The sequence below is a fragment of the Pseudomonas putida genome (assembly GCF_002025705.1).
GTDB lineage: Bacteria > Pseudomonadota > Gammaproteobacteria > Pseudomonadales > Pseudomonadaceae > Aquipseudomonas > Aquipseudomonas putida_J.
On sequence record NZ_CP018846.1, the window covers coordinates 1,193,652 to 1,214,353 of the forward strand.

Sequence of the window (20,702 nt, forward strand, 5' to 3'; positions counted from 1 at the left end):
CGCGACGCAAGGCCGCTCCTACAAGGGCCGCGCAGGGCTTACGCGAAGCGCTTGTCCAGATAGGCAATGATGGCCTTGGATTCATACATCCAGGTCACCTTGCCTTGTTCCTCGATGCGCAGGCACGGCACTTTCACCCGGCCGCCACCTTCGAGCAAGGCCTGGCGATGCACGTCGTCGTTCTTGGCATCACGCAATGCCACCGGCACGTTCAAGCGGTGCAGGGTGCGGCGGGTCTTCACGCAGAACGGGCAGGCATGGAACTGGTACAGCGCGAGGCCCTTGGCCTCCTGCTCGACACGCGCCTGGGCCGCCGCATCACGCTTCTGCTTGGCCGGGCGGCTGATCCAGTCGCCGAAAACGATGAGCTGGCCGAGGCCGACCCGCAGGGCTTTGACGATCATGGGCTACTCCTGAAATGAAAAAGCCGACCCCTTGGGGCCGGCTCGGAACATGCGCCGATCACTTGATCAGGCTGAGGAACTCGCCACGAGTCGAGGCGTTCTCGCGGAACTCACCCAGCATCACCGAAGTGAGCATGGTCGAATTCTGCTTTTCAACGCCGCGCATCATCATGCACATGTGCTTGGCTTCGATGACCACCGCCACGCCTGCGGCGCCAGTCACCTGCTGAACGGCCTCGGCGATCTGGCGGCTGAGGTTTTCCTGGATCTGCAGGCGGCGGGCGAACATGTCGACGATGCGCGCAACCTTCGACAGGCCCAGGACCTTGCCCTTGGGCAGGTAGGCCACGTGGGCCTTGCCGATGAAAGGTAGCATGTGGTGTTCGCACATCGAGTACAGCTCGATGTCCCGGACTAGCACCATCTCACTGTTGTCGGAGGTGAACAGCGCGCCGTTGGTGACTTCTTCCAGCGTCTGCTCGTAACCGCGGCAAAGGTACTTCATGGCCTTTGCAGCCCGCTTGGGCGTGTCGAGCAGGCCCTCACGGGAGACGTCCTCGCCAAGTTGGCTGAGGATCTCGGTGTAGTTCTGTTCCAGGGACATGTATCTACCTGTGGGTAAAAATCGCAAAAATGAAGGGTACGGCGGAGCGGGCGGCGCTGCAAGCACGGCGTTACTCGTCGCGGCCTTCCATCATGGTTCGCTTGAGCATTACATACACCGCGCCGGTGCCGCCATGGCGGGCCTGGCACGAGGTGAAACCGAGCACTTGCGGGTGCTGGCGCAGCCAGGTATTGACGTGGCTCTTGATCATCGGGCGCTTGCCGTCCAGGCGTGCGGCCTTGCCGTGGGTCACCCGGACGCAGCGTACTTCGAGTTTGGTGGCTTCGGCGATGAAGGCCCACAGGGTTTCCCGGGCCTTCTCCACGCTCATGCCATGCAGGTCGAGGCTGCCCTCGAAGGCGATCTGGCCGAGCTTGAGCTTGCGGATCTGGCTTTCCTGCACACCGTCGCGGCGCCACATCAGCTCGTCTTCGGCACCGACGTCGATGACGAACTGGTCGGACAGGCCGTCGATGACCAGGGCCTGGTCGCTGCGGATGGTCGCCGCCTGGCGCAGGCCGGCCAGTTGCTTGCGGTCAGTTTTCGGCTTGCCCACATCGGCGCGGTCGTGCTTGATCGGCTTGACGCCGCGCACTTCGGCACTGAACAGGGAAAAATCGTCGTCTTGCATGCTGCCTCCACGTGGGCGGCGTAGTTTACGCGATCAGCCTTGTGTCGTCAGTACCGGCCTCTTCGCGGCGGTTCGACGTCACGATAAACCCGCTCCCACAGGGCCGGTGCAAAGCTTGAATGTTGCGCTGTACTTGTGGGAGCGGGTCACCCGCGAAGAGGCCAGTGGCACAAACCACTAATCGTGCTTTTTCATCAGGTGCGGCGACAGGTTCAGTTCGCGCCCGCGGCGCAGGCGAATGCGGCTGCGCCGCCAGAAGCGCACGCCAAAATACAGCAGCAACAGCCCGACCACAGCCAGGATACTGGCCAGCGGGCGGTTGGCATTGAGTTCGGCCAGGGCGGTGTAGTTGCCGAGCAGCCCGGCGATGCCGGCCATGGCCAGCAACACGCCGAGGGTGGCGATCAGGGCCGACAGGCCGGCGGCAATGCGCGCACCCCAGTTACGCGGTTCCCGCGGGCGCAGACGCTTGGCGTCGAAACTGCCTTTGAGCTTCATTCCAGTTTCCTCTGTGGACATCCGGAATTCGACCTGGGCGCGGCCCTCGGGTTCCGCCCGGCTGCCGGGCGGTCATCGTATCGTCAGCTCAGATCAGGCTGGCGGTAGGGGCGACACAGGCGAAGTTGTCGGCCATCACGGCCATTTCGCACGCGTGGATCTGCGCGGCGGGGATCACCTGATCCTTGAGCGCCAGGTCGCGTGTTGCCGAGGCGTCTTCCACCAGGGTGCAACGATAACCATAGTCCTTGGCGCGGCGCACGGTTGTGCTGACGCTGGAGTGGCTCATGAAACCGCACACGATCAGGTCCAGGTGCCCCAGCTCCTGCAGGGTGTCGTGCAGCTTGGTGTTCTTGAAGGCGTTGGGCATGCGCTTTTCGATGATGAATTCACCTTCGCGCGGCTCCAGGCCCGGGATGAACTGGCCGGCCGGGCCCTGCGGGTCGAAGCGCCCGCCAACGGTACCGAGGTGGCGAACGTGGATGATCGGACGGCCGGCCTTGCGGGCGGCGTCGAGCAACCGGGCGATGTTGGCCACGGCCTCGTCCATGCCCGACAGTTGCAGAGGACCGCTCAGGTATTCCTTCTGCGCATCGATGATGATCAGGCTGGCTTGGCTCAGCTTGGCCGGCGGATAATCGCGGCCAGTGAGGCGGAACATCGTGGTTGGAACGGACATCAAGGGCTCCTTGGGTAGGGCTTTTGTATACCTATTCTCCCTTGCCTTGGCGCCAATGGGAATGGTTGACATCGCAAGCAGCGTGATTACTGGCCTGTGGCCTGCCATCGGGGCATCGCGAGGAACAATTGTGCGGGTTGGGCTGTTAGACTTTTGTACGGTCTGAATAGGAGTACCCCGTGATCACATCTCGTCTGCGCACGTTGCGCGACCATATCCGCTGGGCGGTCAGCCGCTTCCATGAGCACGAGCTGTTCTTCGGCCACGGTGCCGACAATGCCTGGGACGAAGCCCGCCTGCTGGTGCTGGGCGCGGTACACCTGCCGTGGGAAATCGCCGATAGCTACCTGGACTGCCAGCTTGAGGACGACGAGCGGGTACGCCTGCAGCACCTGCTCAAGCGCCGCATCGAAGATCGCGTACCGACCGCCTACCTGCTGGGTGAGGCCTGGTTCTGCGGCATGTCGTTCATCGTCGATGAGCGCGTGCTGGTGCCCCGTTCGCCGATTGGCGAGCTGATCGAAAAACGTTTCGAGCCGTGGCTGGCGGCGGAGCCGGCCCGTATCCTCGACCTGTGCACCGGCTCTGGCTGCATTGGCATCGTGGCTGCCGAAGTGTTCCCCGAAGCCGAAGTGGTGCTGGCCGACCTGTCGTTCGACGCGCTGGAAGTGGCCAACCAGAACATCGAGCGCCACGGCCTCGACGAGCGCGTGTTCACTGTGCAGGGTGACGGCTTCGCCGGCCTGCCGGGGCAGCGTTTCGACCTGATCCTGTCCAACCCGCCGTATGTCGATGCCGAGGACTTCGGTGACATGCCGGCTGAGTATCACCACGAGCCGGAAATGGGCCTGGCCTGCGGCAACGATGGCCTGGACCTGGTGCGGCGGATGCTGGCCGAGGCGGCTGATCACTTGACCGAAAAGGGGCTGCTGATCGTGGAGGTTGGCAACAGCCAGGTGCACGTCGAGGCGCTGTACCCGGAGGTGGACTTCGCCTGGCTGGAGTTCGAGCGTGGTGGGCATGGCGTATTCATGCTCACCGCCGAGCAGTGCCGTCAGCATCAGGAACTGTTCAAGGCTCGCGTCTGACGTAGGCCCGCTGGGGCTGCTTCGCAGCCTTTCGCGGCACAAGGCCGCTCCTACAGATGTGCGCGTGCCCTGTAGGAGCGGCCTTGCCGGGGCGCCGGACCGGTCGGAAAGGGCCGCAACGCGGCCCCGGTTGTTTACCGGGTAGCGATCCAGATCAGCAGCCCGGCCTGGAACACGGCAAACGCCACCAGGCAGGTGATGGTAAAGCGCAACCCGCTGTCTTCACGCCGATACTTGGCCACCCGCTCATCACGCTCGCGCAACTGGCCCTCTTTTTCCAGCAGGTTCTGCTCGGCCTGCTGCAGCATGCCTGCGGCATCGAGCATGCTCACTTGCTGCACCTTTTCGGTATTCCAGCCGCCCTTGAGCTGGCTTACCGTGGTGTCGAGCGTACGGCCCTTGAGGTGCTGCGGGTCGGCGTATTCCACTTCCAGGCCGGTTGCGGTGATGAAGCGGTCGCGGCGCAGGCGGGTGTCTTCGTTCAGCGCATCCTTGTTCGGCAGGGCCATGCCTTCGACCCGGTAGTTCGACCAGCGCCGCTGCAGCCACTGCACGGCCTGGCCCAGCATGAAGCGGCCGATGCCACGATTGAGCGGCTCCAGTTGCAGGCCGCTGTCGCTGCCAAGGGTCACCAGGCGCTCGGCGTGATCCACCCGCACATCCAGCTGGTTCTGCTCTTTGCGCACTTTCTGCCCGGGCAGACGGATTTCCATGCGCAGCAGGCTGTGGGCCTTGTCATGGCGCTCGGCATAGGCGAACTCGACGAAGCGCAATGGCCGTGCACCACTGTTGCGGTCGGTGGGCAAGGGCGCCAGGCGCAGCAGCTGGAAGTGTTCGACAGCAAGGTCGGCCCAGGGCAGGGCGGCGGGTTCCGTGGCGTGCGGCTCTTCGGCTGGCTCTACGGCGGCAGGGGCATCGGTCATCAGGGTGTTTCCTCGGATACGGGCTTGCACTGACCGGGGCTGCTTTGCAGCCCATCGCCGGCAAGCGCGGCTCCCACAGGGTCTGCACAGGCCTGGATCCTGTACGCACCCTGTGGGAGCCGCGCTTGTCGGCGATGGGCCGTAAAGCGGCCGCAATCAACACCAATACCGCGTTATCGGCAGGTTTTGCCGATGTTTGAGGGTCAGGCTGATGGCAGTTGGTGAATGAAGCTGACCACCCGCTCGCCGAGTTCCCTTGCCAGTGGCAACTCCGGGTTGAGGTAGCTGTCACGCTGCAGGTGCATGTCCTTGGGGCTGATGCGCAGCATGTGGTTCATGCCGTCGATCAACACCAACTGGGCATCCGGCTTGGCCGCTTTGAGGCGTTCGGCGTCGGCCACGTCGACCTGAACGTCGTTGCGGCCCTGCACGATCAGCGCCGGCATCGGCAACCGGGCGAAGGCCTGCGCCGGGTCTTGCTGGAGCAGGGTGATCAGGTAGGGCTGCACGCTGGGGCGAAACACCTGGCGCAAGGGGGCCGGCACGTCCAGGCTGGTCTGCCCCGCTTGCAGGCGGTCGAGCAAGGCACTGCCTTGGGCCATCTGTGCCGGTGGCATGCGCTGTGCCAGTTGCTCGCGCAGTACGTCCGCCAGTGGCCGGCCCATGCCGGCCAGGGTGATCACTGCGCTGGCGCCAGCGCGTTCTGCGGCCAGGCTGGCGATCAGCGCACCTTCGCTGTGGCCGACCAGGATCAGCGGACCGAAGCGGGGGTCGGCCTTGAGCTTGCGGCTCCAGGCCACCACGTCGTCGACGTAGCGTTGCACGCTCAGGTCGCGCTCATCGGGAGTGGCCGGCTGGCTGGCGGCCACTCCGCGCTTGTCGTAGCGCACGCTGGCGATGTGCTCGTTGGCCAGTACCAGCGCCAGGCGCTTGAGGTTGTCGATGCGCCCTGAGGCCGGGTTGTTGCCGTCGCGATCGGTCGGGCCGGAGCCCGCGATGATCAACACCACTGGCGGCGGTGTGGCCTGTTGCGGCAGCAGCAGGCTGCCGTGCAGCACACCCTGGCCGGTGTCAAGGTCGATGGGGCGTTGCAGCACGGTGGGTGCGGCGGCCTGGGCCAGGCCCGTGCACAGCAGAAGGAAAAAGGCGACGAAGCGCGACATCATGCGGTACTACATGGAGAGATGACGGTTTGACCCAATGTTTGCGGGAAGGTTCGATGGCTGTATACGGCAGGTCTGGCCTGTTCGGGGCGGTTCGACGCTTCGATGAACCCGCTCCTGCAGGCTTGGCGCGGCCCCTGTGGGAGCGGGTTCACCCACGAAGAGGCCAGCACAGGCAACCAAAGCATCTGTATACTGCCCGCTTTCGTTCATCTCAGGCAGATTTCGCGGAGCGTCCATGTCCGGCAATACCTACGGCAAGCTGTTCACTGTCACCACCGCAGGCGAAAGCCATGGCCCGGCGTTGGTCGCCATTGTCGATGGGTGCCCACCTGGCCTGGAAATCTCCCTCGCCGACCTGCAGCACGACCTCGACCGGCGCAAGCCTGGCACCAGCCGGCACACCACCCAGCGCCAGGAAGCCGACGAAGTGGAGATCCTCTCCGGGGTGTTCGAAGGCCGTACCACGGGCTGCTCGATCGGCCTGCTGATCCGCAACACCGACCAGAAGTCCAAGGACTACTCGGCGATCAAGGACCTGTTCCGCCCGGCCCACGCCGACTACACCTATCACCACAAATACGGTGTCCGCGACTACCGTGGTGGCGGCCGCAGTTCGGCCCGCGAAACTGCCATGCGCGTGGCTGCCGGTGCCATCGCCAAGAAATACCTGGCCACCCAGGGTATCCAGGTGCGTGGCTACATGAGCCAGCTGGGCCCGATCGAAATCCCGTTCAAGAGCTGGGACTCGGTAGAGCAGAACGCCTTCTTCAGCCCCGACCCGAGCAAGGTGCCAGAACTCGAGGCTTACATGGACCAGCTGCGCCGTGACCAGGATTCGGTCGGCGCCAAGATCACCGTGGTCGCCGAAGGCGTGATGCCCGGCCTGGGCGAGCCGATCTTCGACCGCCTCGACGCGGAACTGGCCCATGCGCTGATGAGCATCAACGCGGTCAAGGGCGTGGAAATCGGCGCCGGTTTCGCCAGCGTTGCCCAGCGTGGCACCGAGCACCGTGACGAGCTGACCCCACAAGGCTTCCTCAGCAACAATGCCGGCGGCATCCTCGGCGGCATCAGCTCGGGCCAGCCGATCGTCGCCCACCTGGCACTGAAGCCGACTTCCAGTATCACCACTCCGGGCCGTTCGATCGACGTCGATGGCAACCCGGTCGACGTCATCACCAAGGGTCGCCATGACCCGTGCGTAGGCATCCGCGCCACGCCGATCGCCGAAGCGATGATGGCCATCGTGCTGATGGACCACCTGCTGCGCCACCGTGCGCAGAATGCCGAGGTGAAGGTCAACACCCCGGTGCTGGGCCAGCTCTGATTCGCCAGTAGCGGCCCTGTCGGTTGTAGGAGCGCCCCGGCAAGGCCGCTCCTACAGGCGACAGCGCCGGCACAGGCATACCACAAGGCCCACCCCATGTCCCCGATTCCCTACTGGCGCCTGTCCAGCTTCTACCTGTTCTACTTCGCCCTGCTGGGCTCCACCGCGCCGTTCCTGGCCTTGTACTTCGACCACCTGGGCTTTTCCCCGGCACGCATCGGCGAACTGGTGGCCATCCCCATGCTGATGCGCTGCATCGCCCCCAACCTGTGGGGCTGGCTTGGAGACCGCAGCGGCCAGCGCCTGCTGATCGTGCGCCTGGGCGCCTTGTCGACCCTGGCCACCTTCTCGCTGATCTTCTTCGGCAAGAGCTACGCCTGGCTGGCGTTGGTCATGGCCCTGCACGCGTTCTTCTGGCACGCGGTGCTGCCGCAGTTCGAAGTCATTACCCTGGCCCACCTGCATGGGCAGACGTCGCGCTACAGCCAGGTGCGCCTGTGGGGCTCGATCGGCTTCATCCTCACCGTGGTCGGCCTGGGGCGGCTGTTCGAGTGGCTGAGCCTGGACATCTACCCGGTGGCGCTGGTGACCATCATGGCCGGCATCGTTGCCGCCAGCCTGTGGGTACCAAACGCCCAGCCGGTAGAGCAGGGCGAGCGCCGTGAAGCAGGCGGCTTCCTGCGCCAGCTCTCCGCGCCGGGGGTGATTGCCTTCTACATCTGTGTGGCGTTGATGCAGCTCAGCCACGGCCCGTACTACACCTTCCTCACCCTGCACCTGGAACACCTGGGCTACAGCCGCGGTGCCATCGGCTTGCTGTGGGCGCTGGGGGTGGTCGCCGAAGTGCTGATGTTCATGGTCATGAGCCGCCTGTTTGCACGCTTCAGCGTGCAGCGGGTGCTGCTGGTCAGCTTCCTGCTGGCGGCGCTGCGCTGGCTGCTGCTGGGCAACCTGGCGGATGAACCGGCCGTGCTGATCTTCGCCCAATTGCTGCATGCGGCCACGTTTGGTTGCTTCCATGCCGCCTCCATCGCCTTCGTCCAGGCCAGCTTCGGCGCCCGCCAGCAAGGCCAGGGCCAGGCGCTGTATGCGGCTCTGTCGGGTACCGGCGGTGCACTGGGCGCCTTGTATTCGGGCTACAGCTGGAAACTGCTGGGGCCGACCTTCACCTTTGGTATGGCCAGCGCCGCAGCGTTGGCCGCAGCCGTTATCATTGCCACTCGTTCTAAATCGATCAGGACCAGCAGCCGATGAGCATCCTCTGTGTTTTCCACCCATCCAGCCCGGACCTGCCGAACAAGGTGCTGACCCACCACGATGACATCGCCGCGACCCTGGCCGAGCAGGGCGTGCGCTTCAGCCACAGCCCGCTGGCGCTGCGTGTGCGCCCGGGCAGCAGCCAGGCTGAAGTGCTCGACGCCTGCCGTGAGCACCTCGACCAGCTGATGACGGCCCAGGGCAGTGTGGCGTTCACGCTGCTCAACCGTGATGGCCTCGACCCGATGCAAGTCGATGTGCGTGATGAACATGTGCACGACAGCGAAGAAGTGTTCGCCGTGGCAACCGGCCGCGCGCAAGTCGGCTTGCGCCTGGGCGAGTACGTGTACGCGGTGCTGTGCGAGAAGGGGGATCAACTGGTGGTGCCTGCAGGGACGCGGCGCTGGGTGGAGCTGGGGGACAATCCGTTCTGCCTGGCGTTGCGCCTGTTTGGCAGCGAGCAGGGTGTCGAGCCGCGGTTTACCGGTGATGCGACCGCTCGGGCGTTTCCTGGGATCGACGAGCTTTAGTGTCTGACCCGGCCTCATCGCGGATAAATCCGCTCCCGCAAACGGGTACCCCGCCATCCCTAAGGGCAATGCAGTACCTGATTGCAGGAGCGGATCTATCCGCGAAAGGCCGGTACAGACAAACCTCAGCGGTAGGTCGGCAGCGCAAACCGCTGCTGACTCTGCAGCATGGAAATCACCGGCAGCTCACTGGCCTGCTCGGCCAGGTCACGGCGAATGGCACTGATCGCCCAGGACAGCTGCTCGGCACTGTGCAGTTGGCCGTAGGTCAGCACGCGTCGGGTAACCTTGCCGTCGGCAGCGCGCAGCGTCAGCAATACGCCACCGTCAGGGCGGGGCTGGGTGGCAACCTGGTAGGCCGAGAACACCGAGACGAATTTTTCCTGGATGAGGTCCATATCAACTCCTGACTGTTGTGTGGGCAGACGTGAGTTGATCGTTGCAGTGACCGTGCCAGAACGCACTTGGCGGGAAAACCCAGTAAATACAGGGTGTTATCAAGACTTTTCAGAAGCGGCATCGTGCAGGCTGCATGGTCGTGCATTTTGCACAGTGCATTTTGCACGGCTCAGGCGTTGCCTATCGACCCTATAGAATCTGAACCTTTGACCGAACTGGCATGCCTGACAAAGACTTGGGCAATCATTTATGCCAGGAGGTTCCTGATGTCCGCTCAACCCACCGCTACCGCCATGACCGATGATGAGACCGCCGCCTTTGCCGAGCAGGTCTTCGAGCGTGCCCGCCAAGGCGACGCCGAGATGCTTGGGCGTCTGCTGGCCAGCGGCCTGCCGGCCAACCTGCGCAATCACAAGGGCGACACCTTGCTGATGCTGGCCAGCTACCACGGCCAGCATGAAGCGGTACGCGTGCTGCTGGCCAACGGTGCCGACCCGCTGATCGCCAACGACAATGGCCAGCTGCCAATCGCTGGTGCGGCATTCAAAGGGGACCTTGCGATGATCCGCCTGTTGCTGGACAGCGGCGTTCCGGTGGATGCCGCCGCGCAGGACGGGCGTACCGCGTTGATGCTGGCGGCGATGTTCAACCGCGGCGAGATTCTCGACTTCCTGCTGGCCCAGGGCGCTGACCCAGCGCGCCAGGATGCCCGCGGCGCCACGGCGCTGATGGCTGCGCAGACCATGGGCGCGGTGGACGCCGCTGCGCGCCTGCAAGCGCTGGTCGGCTAACCGCCCGGGGGCATTTGCGGCTATCCTTGGCGACTTTTCACCCGTCGCAGGCCCCCGCCATGAAAAACCAGTTGCTCGAATTCATCAGCCTTATCGGCGCCGGCTGCATGCGCGATGAGGAAATCGAGCGCATCGCCGACGAGGCCGCCCAGGCCTACGCCGACTCCGCCGCCTTCCTGGCCGCCAACCCCGATATCAATTACGACGACAGCTTCCCGATCCCGTTGGGGGAATGGGTGGTGCTCGGCAGCCTGCCAGACACCGTGGTGTTCCAGGCCGATAGCTATCAGGAGCTGTTCCAGCACATCAGCGATTCGTTCGACCAGAGCGTGCCGTTCACCCTCAAGCCCAAGCAGCTGGCGCGCACCGAGCCACTGACCGCGCTCAACCGCATCCAGGTGCAGATGGGCGCATTGAACAAGGAAGCCGGTGGCTATGTGCTGCTCAACTTCAGCCAGCTGCTCGATGACGAACTGCAGATGGTGATGGTTGGCCAGCACGACCTGGCGCGGGTGCTGGAGCTGGGGGCAGAGCTCGGGATCAAGGTGGAGCCGGCGCTTGAGGCACTGAAGGTCGCGGTTCACATCTGACAGCACAGTTTGCTTTTTCGTGGGCAAGCCCGCTCCCACAGGATCTCCACCCTCTCGAATAGAGTGCGGTCCCTGTGGGAGCGGGTTCACCCGCGAAGAGGCCAGTACAGGCTAACGATTGTTCCTAGCCCAGCGCGGTGTCGAGAAACATCATCACCGCAAACCCACCCATCAACCCCAGGGTCGCCGATGTCTGGTGCCCGTTACGGTGGGTCTCGGGGATCACCTCGTGGGACACCACGAAGATCATCGCCCCTGCCGCCAGCCCCATGCTGATCGGGTAGGCCAGGGCAAACCCGGTGGAAATGCCCAGGCCGATCACCGCGCCCAAGGGTTCCATCAGCCCCGAACCAATCGCCACCAGCGCAGCTTTCAGGTTCGACAGCCCGGTCGCACGCAAGGCCAGGGCTACGGCCAGGCCCTCGGGGATGTCCTGGATGGCAATGGCGCTGGTCAGCGGCAGGCCGATGTTCATGTCGCCGTTGGCAAAGCTCACCCCGATTGCCATGCCCTCGGGCAGGTTGTGCAAGGTGATCGCCAGCACGAACAGCCATACCCGGTTGATACGCTCGGCCTCCGGGCCGCAAGGGCCGGTGCTTTCATGCTCGTGCGGGGTGAAGCGGTCGAGGCCGAGCATCAGCAGCACGCCCAGGCCCATGCCCAGCACCACGGTGAACGCTGCCGCCGGGCCATTGCCAGTGATCGCGCGGGCAGCATCCAGGCCCGGCAAAATCAGCGAAAACGAACTGGCAGCCAGCATCATGCCGGCGGCAAAGCCGAGCATCACATCCTGGCTGCGCGCGCTGACATCGCGCAGTACCACGGCCAGCACCGCACCCAGGGCGGTAGCGGCAAAACCGGAAAGCCCGCCGAGCGCAGCCAGGTGCAGGTTGTCGGCATGGTCGCCGTTGATGGCGTTCCAGAAGCTGGCCGCCAGCAGCACGATGACCGCCAACAAGCTCACGGCCAGGCCCGCGCTGAGCCATGGCGTGTTGAGCGCCTGCTGGCGCCAGGCGCTCAGCAGGGAGGGTGAAGTGGCGCTTTGGCTGTGGGCGGGGGGCATGTGAACCTCGTATCCATGAATGGTTGCAGTCTATCCAGTGACCCGCGTGGCAGGCCAAGGATTCCCTTCTATGGCCTTGATAGAGGACTATGCTCAGCAACAGCCTTTCAAGGAGAACGTGGCAATGGGCTCTACTTTCAATGGCCTGGTCGGCCTGATCATCCTTGCCCTGGACATCTGGGCGATCCTCAACGTGATCAAGAGCGGTAGCGAAGTGGGGATCAAGGTACTGTGGATTCTGCTGATTGCCCTGCTGCCGGTGATCGGCCTGGTGATCTGGGCGATTGCCGGGCCGCGGGGCAATGTCCGTATATGAAAGCCGCGTCCCAGACAAAATCAGCAACAGAGTCGTGACAAAATTTTCACATTGGTTTAAACAGAATTCGCACCCGCATAATGCTGCGTTGGGCCACCCCCATCGCCATCTCCGCAAACCGCAATCCTAGGACCTTCCCATTCATGGCTAACACGGATGCCTTGAAGCAACAGGGCGCGCGAGCTTTCACGCCGACCTTGAAATCGCACCTGGCCTACACGCTGCTCAGCGGCCTGGTGATCATGTTGATGCTCAGCCTGGTGCGCCTGGCGCTGCTGGTCTACAACAGCGACATGATCGGCGACACCCCTTATTCGACCGTCGCAGAAGGCTTCTTCAACGGTTTGCGCTTCGACCTGCGGGTGGTGGTGTACCTGAGCATTCCTCTGCTGCTGGCGATGCTGAGCCCCTGGCTCATGGCCCGGCGCGGGCTGTTCCGCTTCTGGCTGACCCTCGCCTCGAGCGTGGTGATGTTCCTCGGCCTGATGGAGATGGACTTCTACCGCGAATTCCACCAGCGCCTCAACGGCCTGGTCTTCCAGTACATCAAGGAAGACCCGAAGACCGTGCTGAGCATGCTCTGGTACGGCTTCCCGGTGGTCCGCTACCTGCTGGCCTGGGCCTTCGGCACCTGGCTGTTGAGCCTGCTGTTCAAGGGCATCGACCGCCTGACCCGCGGTACCGGCGAGCAGCGCGTGGCGCCGTGGTACAACCGCCTGGCGGTGTTCATGGTGATCCTGCTGGTAGCCGTGGTCGCCGCCCGCGGCACCCTGCGCCAAGGGCCGCCGATGCGTTGGGGTGATGCCTTCACCACCGATTCCAACTTCGTCAACCAGTTGGGCCTGAACGGCACCCTGACCCTGATCGACGCCGCCAAGAGCCGCTTCGGCGAAGACCGCGCCAATATCTGGAAGCCGGTGCTGAAACAGGAACTGGCCACCGAGACCGTGCGCAAGCAGTTGCTGACCGCCAACGATACCCTGGTCGATGCCGACGAGGCTGCCGTGCGTCGCGACTTCGTGCCGCCGGCCGACCGCACCCTGCCGATCAAGAACGTCGTGGTGATCCTCATGGAAAGCTTCGCCGGCCACTCGGTAGGCGCTCTGGGCAGCCCGAACAACATCACCCCGTACTTCGACAAGCTGGCCAAAGAAGGCCTGCTGTTCGACCGCTTCTTCTCCAATGGCACCCATACCCACCAGGGCATGTTCGCCACCATGGCCTGCTTCCCCAACCTGCCAGGCTTTGAATACCTGATGCAGACCCCTGAAGGCGGCCACAAGCTGTCTGGCCTGCCAGCGCTGCTCAGTGCCCGCGACTACGACGACGTCTATGTCTACAACGGCGATTTCGCCTGGGACAACCAGTCCGGGTTCTTCGGCAACCAGGGCATGACCACCTTCATCGGCCGTAACGACTTCGTCAACCCGGTGTTCTCCGACCCGACCTGGGGCGTGTCCGACCAGGACATGTTCGACCGCGGCAACGAGGAACTGGCCAAGCACGATGGCAAGAAGCCGATCTACGCGCTGCTGCAGACCCTGTCCAACCACACCCCGTACGCGTTGCCTGCCAACCTGCCGGTCGAGAAAGTCACTGGCCAGGGCCGCCTGGACGAGCACCTGACCGCCATGCGCTACTCCGACTGGGCGCTGGGGCAGTTCTTCGAGAAGGCGCGTAAAGAGCCGTACTTCAAGGACACTCTGTTCGTCATCGTCGGCGACCACGGCTTCGGCAACCAGCAGCAGGTCACCGAGCTGGACCTGGGCCGCTTCAACGTGCCGCTGCTGCTGATTGCCCCGGGCATCCAGGAGAAGTTCGGTGCAGTCAGCCACACCGTGGGTACCCAGGTAGACATCGTGCCGACCATCATGGGCCGCCTGGGCGGCGAGACCCGTCACCAATGCTGGGGCCGCGACCTGCTCAACCTGCCTGAGGGCGACCCGGGCATGGGCATGATCAAACCGTCGGGCAGCGAGCAGATCGTCGGCCTGGTCAAGGGCGATCACTTGCTCATCGAGTCCAAGGACATGAGCCCGCGCATGTACCGCTACCAGCTGGGCAGCGAGTTCAAGGCCGAGCTGATCGAAAGCCCTGAGCAGCCGCAGATGCTGCAGCAGCTCGAAGCCTTCATCCAGACGGCGACCAAGAGCTTGCTGGAAAACACGGCTGGTGTCGTTCACGGCACGCCCAAGAAGTAACCAGTAAACAGCCAGCACCAGACAGAAAGGGCCGCATTGCGGCCCTTTCTGTTGCAGGAACGAATCCCCAGGTCCAAGGTCTGCATCTACAGGTGTCACTCACTGGGTCTTCTTTGACTGAGGGCAATTCAATGAAAGAGTGGGAAGTCATCTTTGCCGACCAGAAAGGCGAGCCAACCACTTTGCTGCTGCACGGTGAACAGTGCCCCAGCGAGGAAGAGGCGGCCCGTGCCATTCGTTCGCACCTGTTTCCGGTCATGGATGAGCTGGACCTCAACGACTTCCAGGACCGCGCCCCATCCCCTACTGCACGCTGGCTCAAGGAGCAGAACGGCGTGATCATCACCAGCATCCACGAAGCGCCCTGAATCACAGGTTGGCGTGGTGCCTGCGCAGGCACTACGCTGGTGGGAGGTGCTGGCCTTTTCTGCGGGCTTGCACCCATTCAATTCGCGTCTTGCATCAGCTCGATCTGCTGGCAGTGCCGGCAGGTGCGTAGTGCACGGAAAGTCTATCCATCGCATTATTCGGGAGGACGATTCATGAGCAGCCTGAACGACGATATCAGCAGTAATGTCCTACGCCAGATGAAAGCTGGCGGTTTCGACTTCACCCGCATCCACCCCATCGAGTTCTACGCGGTATTTCCAGATGAAGCCGGCGCGCGAAGGGCTGCCGGGCAGTTTCGTGGCGAATCGTTGAATGCTCAGGTGCGTGAACGGGACGATGGCGCGTGGCACCTGGAACTGAGCAAGGTCATGTATGCCACCTACGGTGGGATCGGTGACTTCGAGGAGGCTTTCGAGCAGGTCGTGTCACCCTATGGCGGCGAAGTCGAAGGGTGGGGCGTCAAGCAGGAAAGGCCGATTGCCTGAGTTTCTGGGGCCGCTCTGCGGCCCATTGCGGGCAAGCCAGTTCCCACAGGATCTCTACAGTATTCAGGGCTTGCAATGACCCTGTGGGAACTGGCTTGCCTGCGATGGGCTGCGCAGCAGCCCCAACAATCTCAAAGCTTGCGCCCTGCCATATGCCCCAGATAAGCCAGCAGCTCATCCAGCTCCTGTTCACTCAGCACACTCTCTGCAAACCCCGGCATCCGCGCCTGCGGCCATTGCCGCAAGCTTTGCGGGTCTCGAATGTACTTGCGCAGGTATTCAGGCCGGAAATACTCGGTCGGGTTGTGCGGCACGTTCAAGTCTGGCCCGAACTGCGCATCCCCTGCGCCATTGAGCCGATGGCAGGCCAGGCAATTCTGCTGGAACAGGGCAAAGCCCTGGCGCACCGGGCTATTGGCCGGCAGCCTGGGGTCGGGCAGCAGCGCCGGAAAGCGCTGTTCGATCGGCGCCAGGCGTCGGATCGTGGCGACCTGGAAGGGCCATTGCTCGGGGCGGATGCCGCTTGCCTGCGGGTTGCTCCAGACCAGGTAGAACGGCCCTGCGCTGGGTTTGTCGTTGCCCAGCGCCGGCCACGGCCTGGCTGGGTCTTCGACGGCCAGCCAGGCGCGTGCCGGGCCTTCCTGCAGCAACGGCCCGGCCGGCATTTCGGCGGCAAAGCCATCCAGCGCCACTGCCTGCAGATGGTCATCGGCCTTGACCCCTTCCAGCAGCGCTGCCAAAGGCACGGCGCGATAGTGCATGGGCCGCTTGTAGGAAACGTCCTGATCGATATCGATGTCGCGAGCCAGAGGGTGCTTGAGCAGTTCTTCAGTGGACCACTGCCGGGCGCTGTCGCCCAGCTCCAGGTGCAACTGCGCCGCCGATAGCGGCAGGCTCAACAACAGGGCTAGCGCGGCAAGGCAATGGCGCATGGGCAATCTCCGACCATAAAGCCGGAAGATTAACCCAAGCGAAGCATTGGCGCTGTCAGCCGAACAACCGCGTGAGGTTGGGAAGAATCAGCAGCAAAGTCGTGGCGAAGAGAATAAGCCCGGCTTGGCGAAGTTTCGATTGTCTGAACATGGCGGACCGCCTTCTTGTTGTTATTCCTGAATACCCGGTGGCTTCCTTGTCGGGTCTGCTTGCCTCATGTATGTGGATATAAACCACCCGCAGGCCGAGCGTTATCCATTATTGAGAACCCTTTGTTCTAAGCGGATAACGGATCAGATTCCATTGGCTATGAGGCCAGTGGCCATAACGCTGGCAAGCTCTGCCTAGACAGCCGCGTATCCACCTGCGTCTCTCCGACAAAATGTGACCGTTCGTCAGTGCAGCCTACTTGCTTGTACGTGGCTTTCGCGGCAGTCTCTACAACAGATTCCCACCCATGTCGTTCAGGACTATCCCTATGTCGTTACGCATCTGCATCCTTGAAACCGATGTCCTGCGACCGGAGTTGACCGCGCAGTACCAGGGCTACGGAAGGATGTTCGAGCAGCTCTTCTCGCGTCAGCCGATCGCAGCCGAGTTTCGCGTCTACAACGTGATGAACGGCGATTACCCGCCCGATGGCGAGCGCTTCGATGCCTATCTGGTCACCGGCAGCAAGGCCGATTCGTTCGGCAGCGATCCATGGATCCAGACGCTCAAGGCCTACCTGCTCAAACTCTACGAGCGTGGCGAGAAGTTGCTGGGTGTGTGCTTCGGTCATCAGTTGCTGGCGCTGACCCTGGGTGGCAAGGCCGAGCGCGCCGACAAAGGCTGGGGCGTAGGTATTCACCGCTATTCGCTGGCGGCGCATGCGCCGTGGATGGACCCGGAAGTTTCCGAGCTGACCTTGCTGATCAGCCACCAGGACCAGGTCACCGAGCTGCCCGAAGGCGCCACGGTGATTGCCTCCAGTGACTTCTGCCCGAATGCGGCGTACCACATCCGTGATCAGGTGCTGTGCTTCCAGGGCCACCCGGAGTTCGTCCATGACTACTCGCGGGCGCTGCTCGATGCGCGTCAGGAATACCTGGGTGACGAGGTGTACCACAAGGCCATTGCCAGCCTGGCCACCGAGCACCAGGGCGACCTGGTGGGCGAGTGGATGATGCGCTTCATTCAGCAGCCGGCCAAGGCCAGCGACAGCGCTGCCTGATCAATAGCTGGGGCCGCTTTGCGGCCCTTTCGCGACACAAGGCCGCTCCTACAAGGGCACACGATATCCTGTAGGAGCGGCCTTGTGTCGCGATAGGGGCGCAAAGCGCCCCCGGCAATCTAAAGCCAGCCAGATTTCTTGAAGCTGGCATAAAGCCCGGTACATCCCAGCACGATCACCCCCAGCACCCCGAAGTAGCCATAGTGCCACCCCAGCTCCGGCATGTTCTGGAAGTTCATCCCGTAGATGCCGGCAATCGCCGTGGGGAAGGCCAGGATCGCTGCCCAGGCGGCGAACTTGCGCTGTACGATGCTCTGCCGTGACGACTCCAGCAGCATGCCGATCTCGATGGTCTGGCTGGCAATGTCGCGGATCCCGGCCAGGTCCTCCATCTGCCGCGTGACGTGGATCTGCACATCACGGAAATACGGGCGCATGTTCTTGTCGATGAACGGGAAGCTCAAGCGCTGCAGTTCCTCGCTGACTTCCACCATCGGTGCCACGTAGCGGCGCAGGCGCAGGATGTCGCGGCGCAGGCTGTGCAGGCGCTGAATGTCCTCTTCCTGCAACGAGTTGCTCAGCACGCTCTGCTCCAGCTCCTCGATTTCGCCATGAATGGCCTCGCTGACCGGCTGGTAGTTCTCGGTGACGAAGTCGAGCAGGGCGTACAGGACGAAGTCTTCGCCATGTTCGAGCAGCAACGGGCGCGCCTCGCAGCGCTGGCGCACCAGTGCGTAGGATTTCGAGTGGCCGTTGCGGCAGGTGATGATGTAGCCATTGCCAGCGAAGATGTGGGTTTCGATGAACTCCAGCTTGCCTTCGTGGCGTACCGGCGAGTAGGTGACGATGAACAGCGCGTCACCGAAGGTTTCCAGCTTGGGCCGGCTGTGCTTTTCCAGCGCATCCTCGATGGCCAGTTCGTGCAGGTTGAACTGGCACTGCAGGTTGGCCAGTTCCTCGGCATTGGGTTCTTCCAGGCCGATCCACACGAAGTGCCCCGGCTTGCGTGCCCACTCGCTGCCTTCGTCGATGCTGATGTTGGTGACCTTTCTGCCTGCGGCATACACCGCCGATGCCACGACTCGACCCATGGTTATCCACTTTTTCGGTTGCACACGGGTTACAGCTTGGGCTGTAGTTGGCCGCAGAGCAACCTAGTGCTGGGTGAGTTCACCTTCCATATGGTCGATGCACTGCTGCATCTGGGTGCGGCACTGCTCGATCAGCGCCGGCACGTCCTGCTGGCTGAGGCCGCTGGTGGCGATCGGTGGCAGTGAGCGCACGATCACGGTACGCCGCCGCCAACTGTTCAGGCTCAGGCGCCGGGCATAGCGGCTGACGCACACCGGGACGATGGGCACGCCGGCTTCGACGGCCATGTGGAACGCCCCTTTCTTGAACGCCAGCAGCTGCTCTGCCGGGTTGCGTGTGCCTTCCGGGAAGATCCAGATCGAAGTGTCGTCACGCAGGATGCGCGTGGTGGTCTGCATGGCCTTGCGCGCCTGGTAGGCGTTCTTGCGGTCGATCAGCACATTGCCGCCGAGCCAGAACAGCTGGCCGAACAGTGGAATCCAGCCGAGGCTCTTCTTGCCTATGGCAACGGTGCGTTGCGGCACCACATGGCCAAGGATGAACAGGTCGAAGTTGGACTGGTGATTGGCGACGATTACGCAGCCGGGCGGCTGGTCCCACAGGGGGCCGACTTCAGCCTTGACCTTGATGCGCATCAGCCAGGTGGCCGGCAGGCTGTAAAGGCGGGCAAAGAGGCGACTGTTGTCGCGGTTGAAGGGGCGCAGCAGGCCGATCAGCAAGCCAACAGCGCCAACCAGCAAAAAGTGCAGCGCCAGCAGGAGCATGCGAAGGGAGTAAAGCATGGTACGACTCACACCAGACAGTCGCGGCGCAGTGTACGGCTGTGCACTGGCCGGGGCAAACCCTGGTGTGAGCCGGTGCAGTCAGCCCATGTGGCCCTGATCGAGCAGAATGGCTTCGTCCAGGGTATCCAGCAGCCCCTTGCGCACTTTCAGCTTGGTGTTCTTGTGCGCCAGCATGTTCAGCTTCTTCAGCTCTCGGGCAACGCCTAGGGCGACTTCAAGCAGCTGCTCGGCCGGTACCACCTGATCGAGGAAGCCGGCGTCCAGTGCGTCCTTGGGCTCGAACATTTCGGCATTGATCACCGAGCGGTGGAAGGCCGAGCGACGCAGGCGGTCGCGGGCCAGTTCGATGCCGGCGTGGTGCATGGTCATGCCGATCTGCACTTCGTTCAGGCCGATCTTGTAGGGGCCTTCGACGCCGATGCGGTAATCCGCCGACAACAGCAGGAAGGCGCCTTTGGCCACGGCATGGCCGGGGCAGGCGACGATCACCGGGAACGGGTTCGACAGCAGGCGGCGCGCCAGGGTGGACCCGGCGGTGACCAGGGCCACGGCCTCCTTGGGGCCGGAGGTCATTACCTTGAGGTCGTAACCGCCGGAGAGGATGCCCGGCTGGCCGGTGATGATCACCACGGCACGTTCCTGCGTGGCGCGGTCGAGGGCGGCATTGAAGGCCGCGATGACGTCTGGCGAGATGGCATTGACCTTGCCGTTGTTCAGGGTCAGGGTGGCGATGCCGTCTTCGGCGTGGTAGGTAATCAGCTCGCTCATGGCGGAATCCTTTGGGTGGCGTGGCGACGACGTTACCCAGCACGGCGGGCCAGGTAAAGCAGCAAGGCTGACCGGCCAGTCAGCGCCAGGGCGCGACGCCTTGCACGGCGAGGGTAGGGCGCTGGCAGGGGGAAAAAGCGCTGGCGAGATTGGCAGCTTTGCCCTGGCAACCTCGGTTTTTCAGTGGGTTGGCTTAAATGCATGAAAAATTTGAAAAAAATGCTTGCCAAAGAAAAGCTCTTCTACTAAATTAGCGCGCCTCGACGGGGTGAAAGCCTTGAAGAGAAAACGGTGAAGTGTCCGAGTGGTCGAAGGAGCACGCCTGGAAAGTGTGTATACGAGAAATCGTATCAAGGGTTCAAATCCCTTCTTCACCGCCACATTCTGCGAAAGCCCCCGAGCTGAAAAGTTCGGGGGCTTTTTGCATTCTGGGCCTTTGTAGGAGCGGCCTTGCCGGGGCGCCGGACCGGTCGGAAAGGGCTGCGAAGCAGCCCCAAGGATTCAGCGCAGACGCTTGAAGTGATGGGGCTGCTCCGCAGCCCTTTCCGACCGGTCCGGCGCCCCGGCAA

General features: G+C 63.2%; 24 protein-coding genes and 1 tRNA gene. 12 read left to right on the forward strand and 13 right to left on the reverse strand.

Annotated features, from left to right (window positions below; translation table 11 throughout):
- Positions 1–38: 38 nt before the first annotated feature.
- From BUQ73_RS05485 to BUQ73_RS05505, 5 genes are all read right to left on the reverse strand, one after another.
- Positions 39–404, reverse strand: coding sequence for a glutaredoxin (locus BUQ73_RS05485; RefSeq protein ID WP_079226989.1), 366 nt, complete (start codon positions 402–404; stop codon positions 39–41).
- 58 nt (positions 405–462) lie between these two features.
- Positions 463–1,008, reverse strand: a complete 546-nt coding sequence (folE, locus tag BUQ73_RS05490; RefSeq protein ID WP_027919525.1) for a GTP cyclohydrolase I FolE — start codon at positions 1,006–1,008, stop codon at positions 463–465.
- A gap of 70 nt (positions 1,009–1,078) precedes the next feature.
- Entirely contained in the window at positions 1,079–1,639 is a 561-nt protein-coding gene (locus BUQ73_RS05495) for a Smr/MutS family protein (RefSeq protein WP_027919524.1), read from the reverse strand.
- Between the two features lie 177 nt (positions 1,640–1,816).
- Entirely contained in the window at positions 1,817–2,137 is a 321-nt protein-coding gene (locus tag BUQ73_RS05500) for a hypothetical protein (protein WP_079226990.1), read from the reverse strand.
- A gap of 88 nt (positions 2,138–2,225) precedes the next feature.
- On the reverse strand, positions 2,226–2,816 hold the full coding sequence (locus BUQ73_RS05505) for a cysteine hydrolase family protein (protein WP_079226991.1): 591 nt from the start codon (positions 2,814–2,816) through the stop codon (positions 2,226–2,228).
- A 179-nt stretch (positions 2,817–2,995) separates the two neighbouring features.
- Here BUQ73_RS05505 and prmB point away from each other — a divergent pair, with 179 nt between their 5' ends.
- Positions 2,996–3,904, forward strand: a complete 909-nt coding sequence (gene prmB, locus BUQ73_RS05510; protein WP_079226992.1) for a 50S ribosomal protein L3 N(5)-glutamine methyltransferase — start codon at positions 2,996–2,998, stop codon at positions 3,902–3,904.
- A 134-nt stretch (positions 3,905–4,038) separates the two neighbouring features.
- On the opposite strand, the gene BUQ73_RS05515 is transcribed toward prmB, so the two are convergent.
- Entirely contained in the window at positions 4,039–4,827 is a 789-nt protein-coding gene (locus BUQ73_RS05515) for a hypothetical protein (RefSeq protein ID WP_079226993.1), read from the reverse strand.
- Between the two features lie 203 nt (positions 4,828–5,030).
- Entirely contained in the window at positions 5,031–5,993 is a 963-nt protein-coding gene (locus BUQ73_RS05520; RefSeq protein WP_079226994.1) for an alpha/beta hydrolase, read from the reverse strand.
- 235 nt (positions 5,994–6,228) lie between these two features.
- On the opposite strand from BUQ73_RS05520, the gene aroC reads away from it, so the two are divergent.
- From aroC to BUQ73_RS05535, 3 genes are all read left to right on the forward strand, one after another.
- Positions 6,229–7,320, forward strand: coding sequence for a chorismate synthase (gene aroC / locus BUQ73_RS05525; RefSeq protein ID WP_079226995.1), 1,092 nt, complete (start codon positions 6,229–6,231; stop codon positions 7,318–7,320).
- A gap of 96 nt (positions 7,321–7,416) precedes the next feature.
- Positions 7,417–8,574, forward strand: coding sequence for an MFS transporter (locus BUQ73_RS05530; protein ID WP_079226996.1), 1,158 nt, complete (start codon positions 7,417–7,419; stop codon positions 8,572–8,574).
- The gene (locus BUQ73_RS05535) at positions 8,571–9,107 is read left to right on the forward strand and encodes an oxidase (protein ID WP_079226997.1); all 537 of its coding nucleotides are present in this window, start codon (positions 8,571–8,573) and stop codon (positions 9,105–9,107) included. The genes BUQ73_RS05530 and BUQ73_RS05535 overlap by 4 nt, the downstream gene beginning before the upstream one ends.
- Positions 9,108–9,232: 125 nt before the next feature.
- Here BUQ73_RS05535 and BUQ73_RS05540 read toward each other — a convergent pair whose 3' ends face one another.
- Entirely contained in the window at positions 9,233–9,505 is a 273-nt protein-coding gene (locus tag BUQ73_RS05540) for a DUF3509 domain-containing protein (RefSeq protein ID WP_027596016.1), read from the reverse strand.
- Between the two features lie 267 nt (positions 9,506–9,772).
- On the opposite strand from BUQ73_RS05540, the gene BUQ73_RS05550 reads away from it, so the two are divergent.
- Together BUQ73_RS05550 and BUQ73_RS05555 are read left to right on the forward strand one after the other, a co-directional pair.
- Entirely contained in the window at positions 9,773–10,297 is a 525-nt protein-coding gene (locus tag BUQ73_RS05550) for an ankyrin repeat domain-containing protein (RefSeq protein WP_079230487.1), read from the forward strand.
- A gap of 59 nt (positions 10,298–10,356) precedes the next feature.
- Entirely contained in the window at positions 10,357–10,887 is a 531-nt protein-coding gene (locus BUQ73_RS05555) for a hypothetical protein (protein WP_060483771.1), read from the forward strand.
- A 124-nt stretch (positions 10,888–11,011) separates the two neighbouring features.
- Here the strand turns inward: BUQ73_RS05555 and BUQ73_RS05560 are convergent, their stop codons facing one another.
- Complete coding sequence (locus BUQ73_RS05560; RefSeq protein WP_079226999.1) at positions 11,012–11,950, reverse strand: ZIP family metal transporter; 939 nt, start codon at positions 11,948–11,950, stop codon at positions 11,012–11,014.
- 124 nt (positions 11,951–12,074) lie between these two features.
- Here BUQ73_RS05560 and BUQ73_RS05565 point away from each other — a divergent pair, with 124 nt between their 5' ends.
- From BUQ73_RS05565 to BUQ73_RS05580, 4 genes are all read left to right on the forward strand, one after another.
- Positions 12,075–12,266, forward strand: a complete 192-nt coding sequence (locus tag BUQ73_RS05565) for a PLDc N-terminal domain-containing protein (RefSeq protein ID WP_027919512.1) — start codon at positions 12,075–12,077, stop codon at positions 12,264–12,266.
- 143 nt (positions 12,267–12,409) lie between these two features.
- Positions 12,410–14,467, forward strand: a complete 2,058-nt coding sequence (locus BUQ73_RS05570; RefSeq protein ID WP_079227000.1) for an LTA synthase family protein — start codon at positions 12,410–12,412, stop codon at positions 14,465–14,467.
- Between the two features lie 131 nt (positions 14,468–14,598).
- Entirely contained in the window at positions 14,599–14,835 is a 237-nt protein-coding gene (locus tag BUQ73_RS05575; protein ID WP_027919510.1) for a hypothetical protein, read from the forward strand.
- A 174-nt stretch (positions 14,836–15,009) separates the two neighbouring features.
- Complete coding sequence (locus tag BUQ73_RS05580; RefSeq protein WP_027919509.1) at positions 15,010–15,342, forward strand: ribonuclease E inhibitor RraB; 333 nt, start codon at positions 15,010–15,012, stop codon at positions 15,340–15,342.
- Between the two features lie 131 nt (positions 15,343–15,473).
- Here BUQ73_RS05580 and BUQ73_RS05585 read toward each other — a convergent pair whose 3' ends face one another.
- Entirely contained in the window at positions 15,474–16,274 is an 801-nt protein-coding gene (locus BUQ73_RS05585) for a c-type cytochrome (protein WP_079227001.1), read from the reverse strand.
- 479 nt (positions 16,275–16,753) lie between these two features.
- On the opposite strand from BUQ73_RS05585, the gene BUQ73_RS05590 reads away from it, so the two are divergent.
- A complete protein-coding gene (locus tag BUQ73_RS05590; RefSeq protein WP_079227002.1) occupies positions 16,754–17,488 on the forward strand; it encodes an amidotransferase in 735 nt (244 codons plus the stop codon).
- Positions 17,489–17,607: 119 nt separating this feature from the next.
- Here the strand turns inward: BUQ73_RS05590 and BUQ73_RS05595 are convergent, their stop codons facing one another.
- The 3 genes from BUQ73_RS05595 to BUQ73_RS05605 form a co-directional block, all read right to left on the reverse strand.
- Complete coding sequence (locus tag BUQ73_RS05595) at positions 17,608–18,579, reverse strand: magnesium and cobalt transport protein CorA (RefSeq protein ID WP_079227003.1); 972 nt, start codon at positions 18,577–18,579, stop codon at positions 17,608–17,610.
- Between the two features lie 63 nt (positions 18,580–18,642).
- The gene (locus tag BUQ73_RS05600) at positions 18,643–19,362 is read right to left on the reverse strand and encodes a lysophospholipid acyltransferase family protein (protein WP_079227004.1); all 720 of its coding nucleotides are present in this window, start codon (positions 19,360–19,362) and stop codon (positions 18,643–18,645) included.
- Between the two features lie 81 nt (positions 19,363–19,443).
- Positions 19,444–20,133: a crotonase/enoyl-CoA hydratase family protein gene (locus tag BUQ73_RS05605; RefSeq protein ID WP_079227005.1), complete on the reverse strand. Its 690-nt coding sequence runs from the start codon at positions 20,131–20,133 to the stop codon at positions 19,444–19,446.
- Between the two features lie 290 nt (positions 20,134–20,423).
- Between BUQ73_RS05605 and BUQ73_RS05610 the strand changes: the two genes are divergently transcribed.
- A tRNA-Ser gene (locus BUQ73_RS05610) sits at positions 20,424–20,513 on the forward strand.
- Positions 20,514–20,702: the final 189 nt, after the last annotated feature.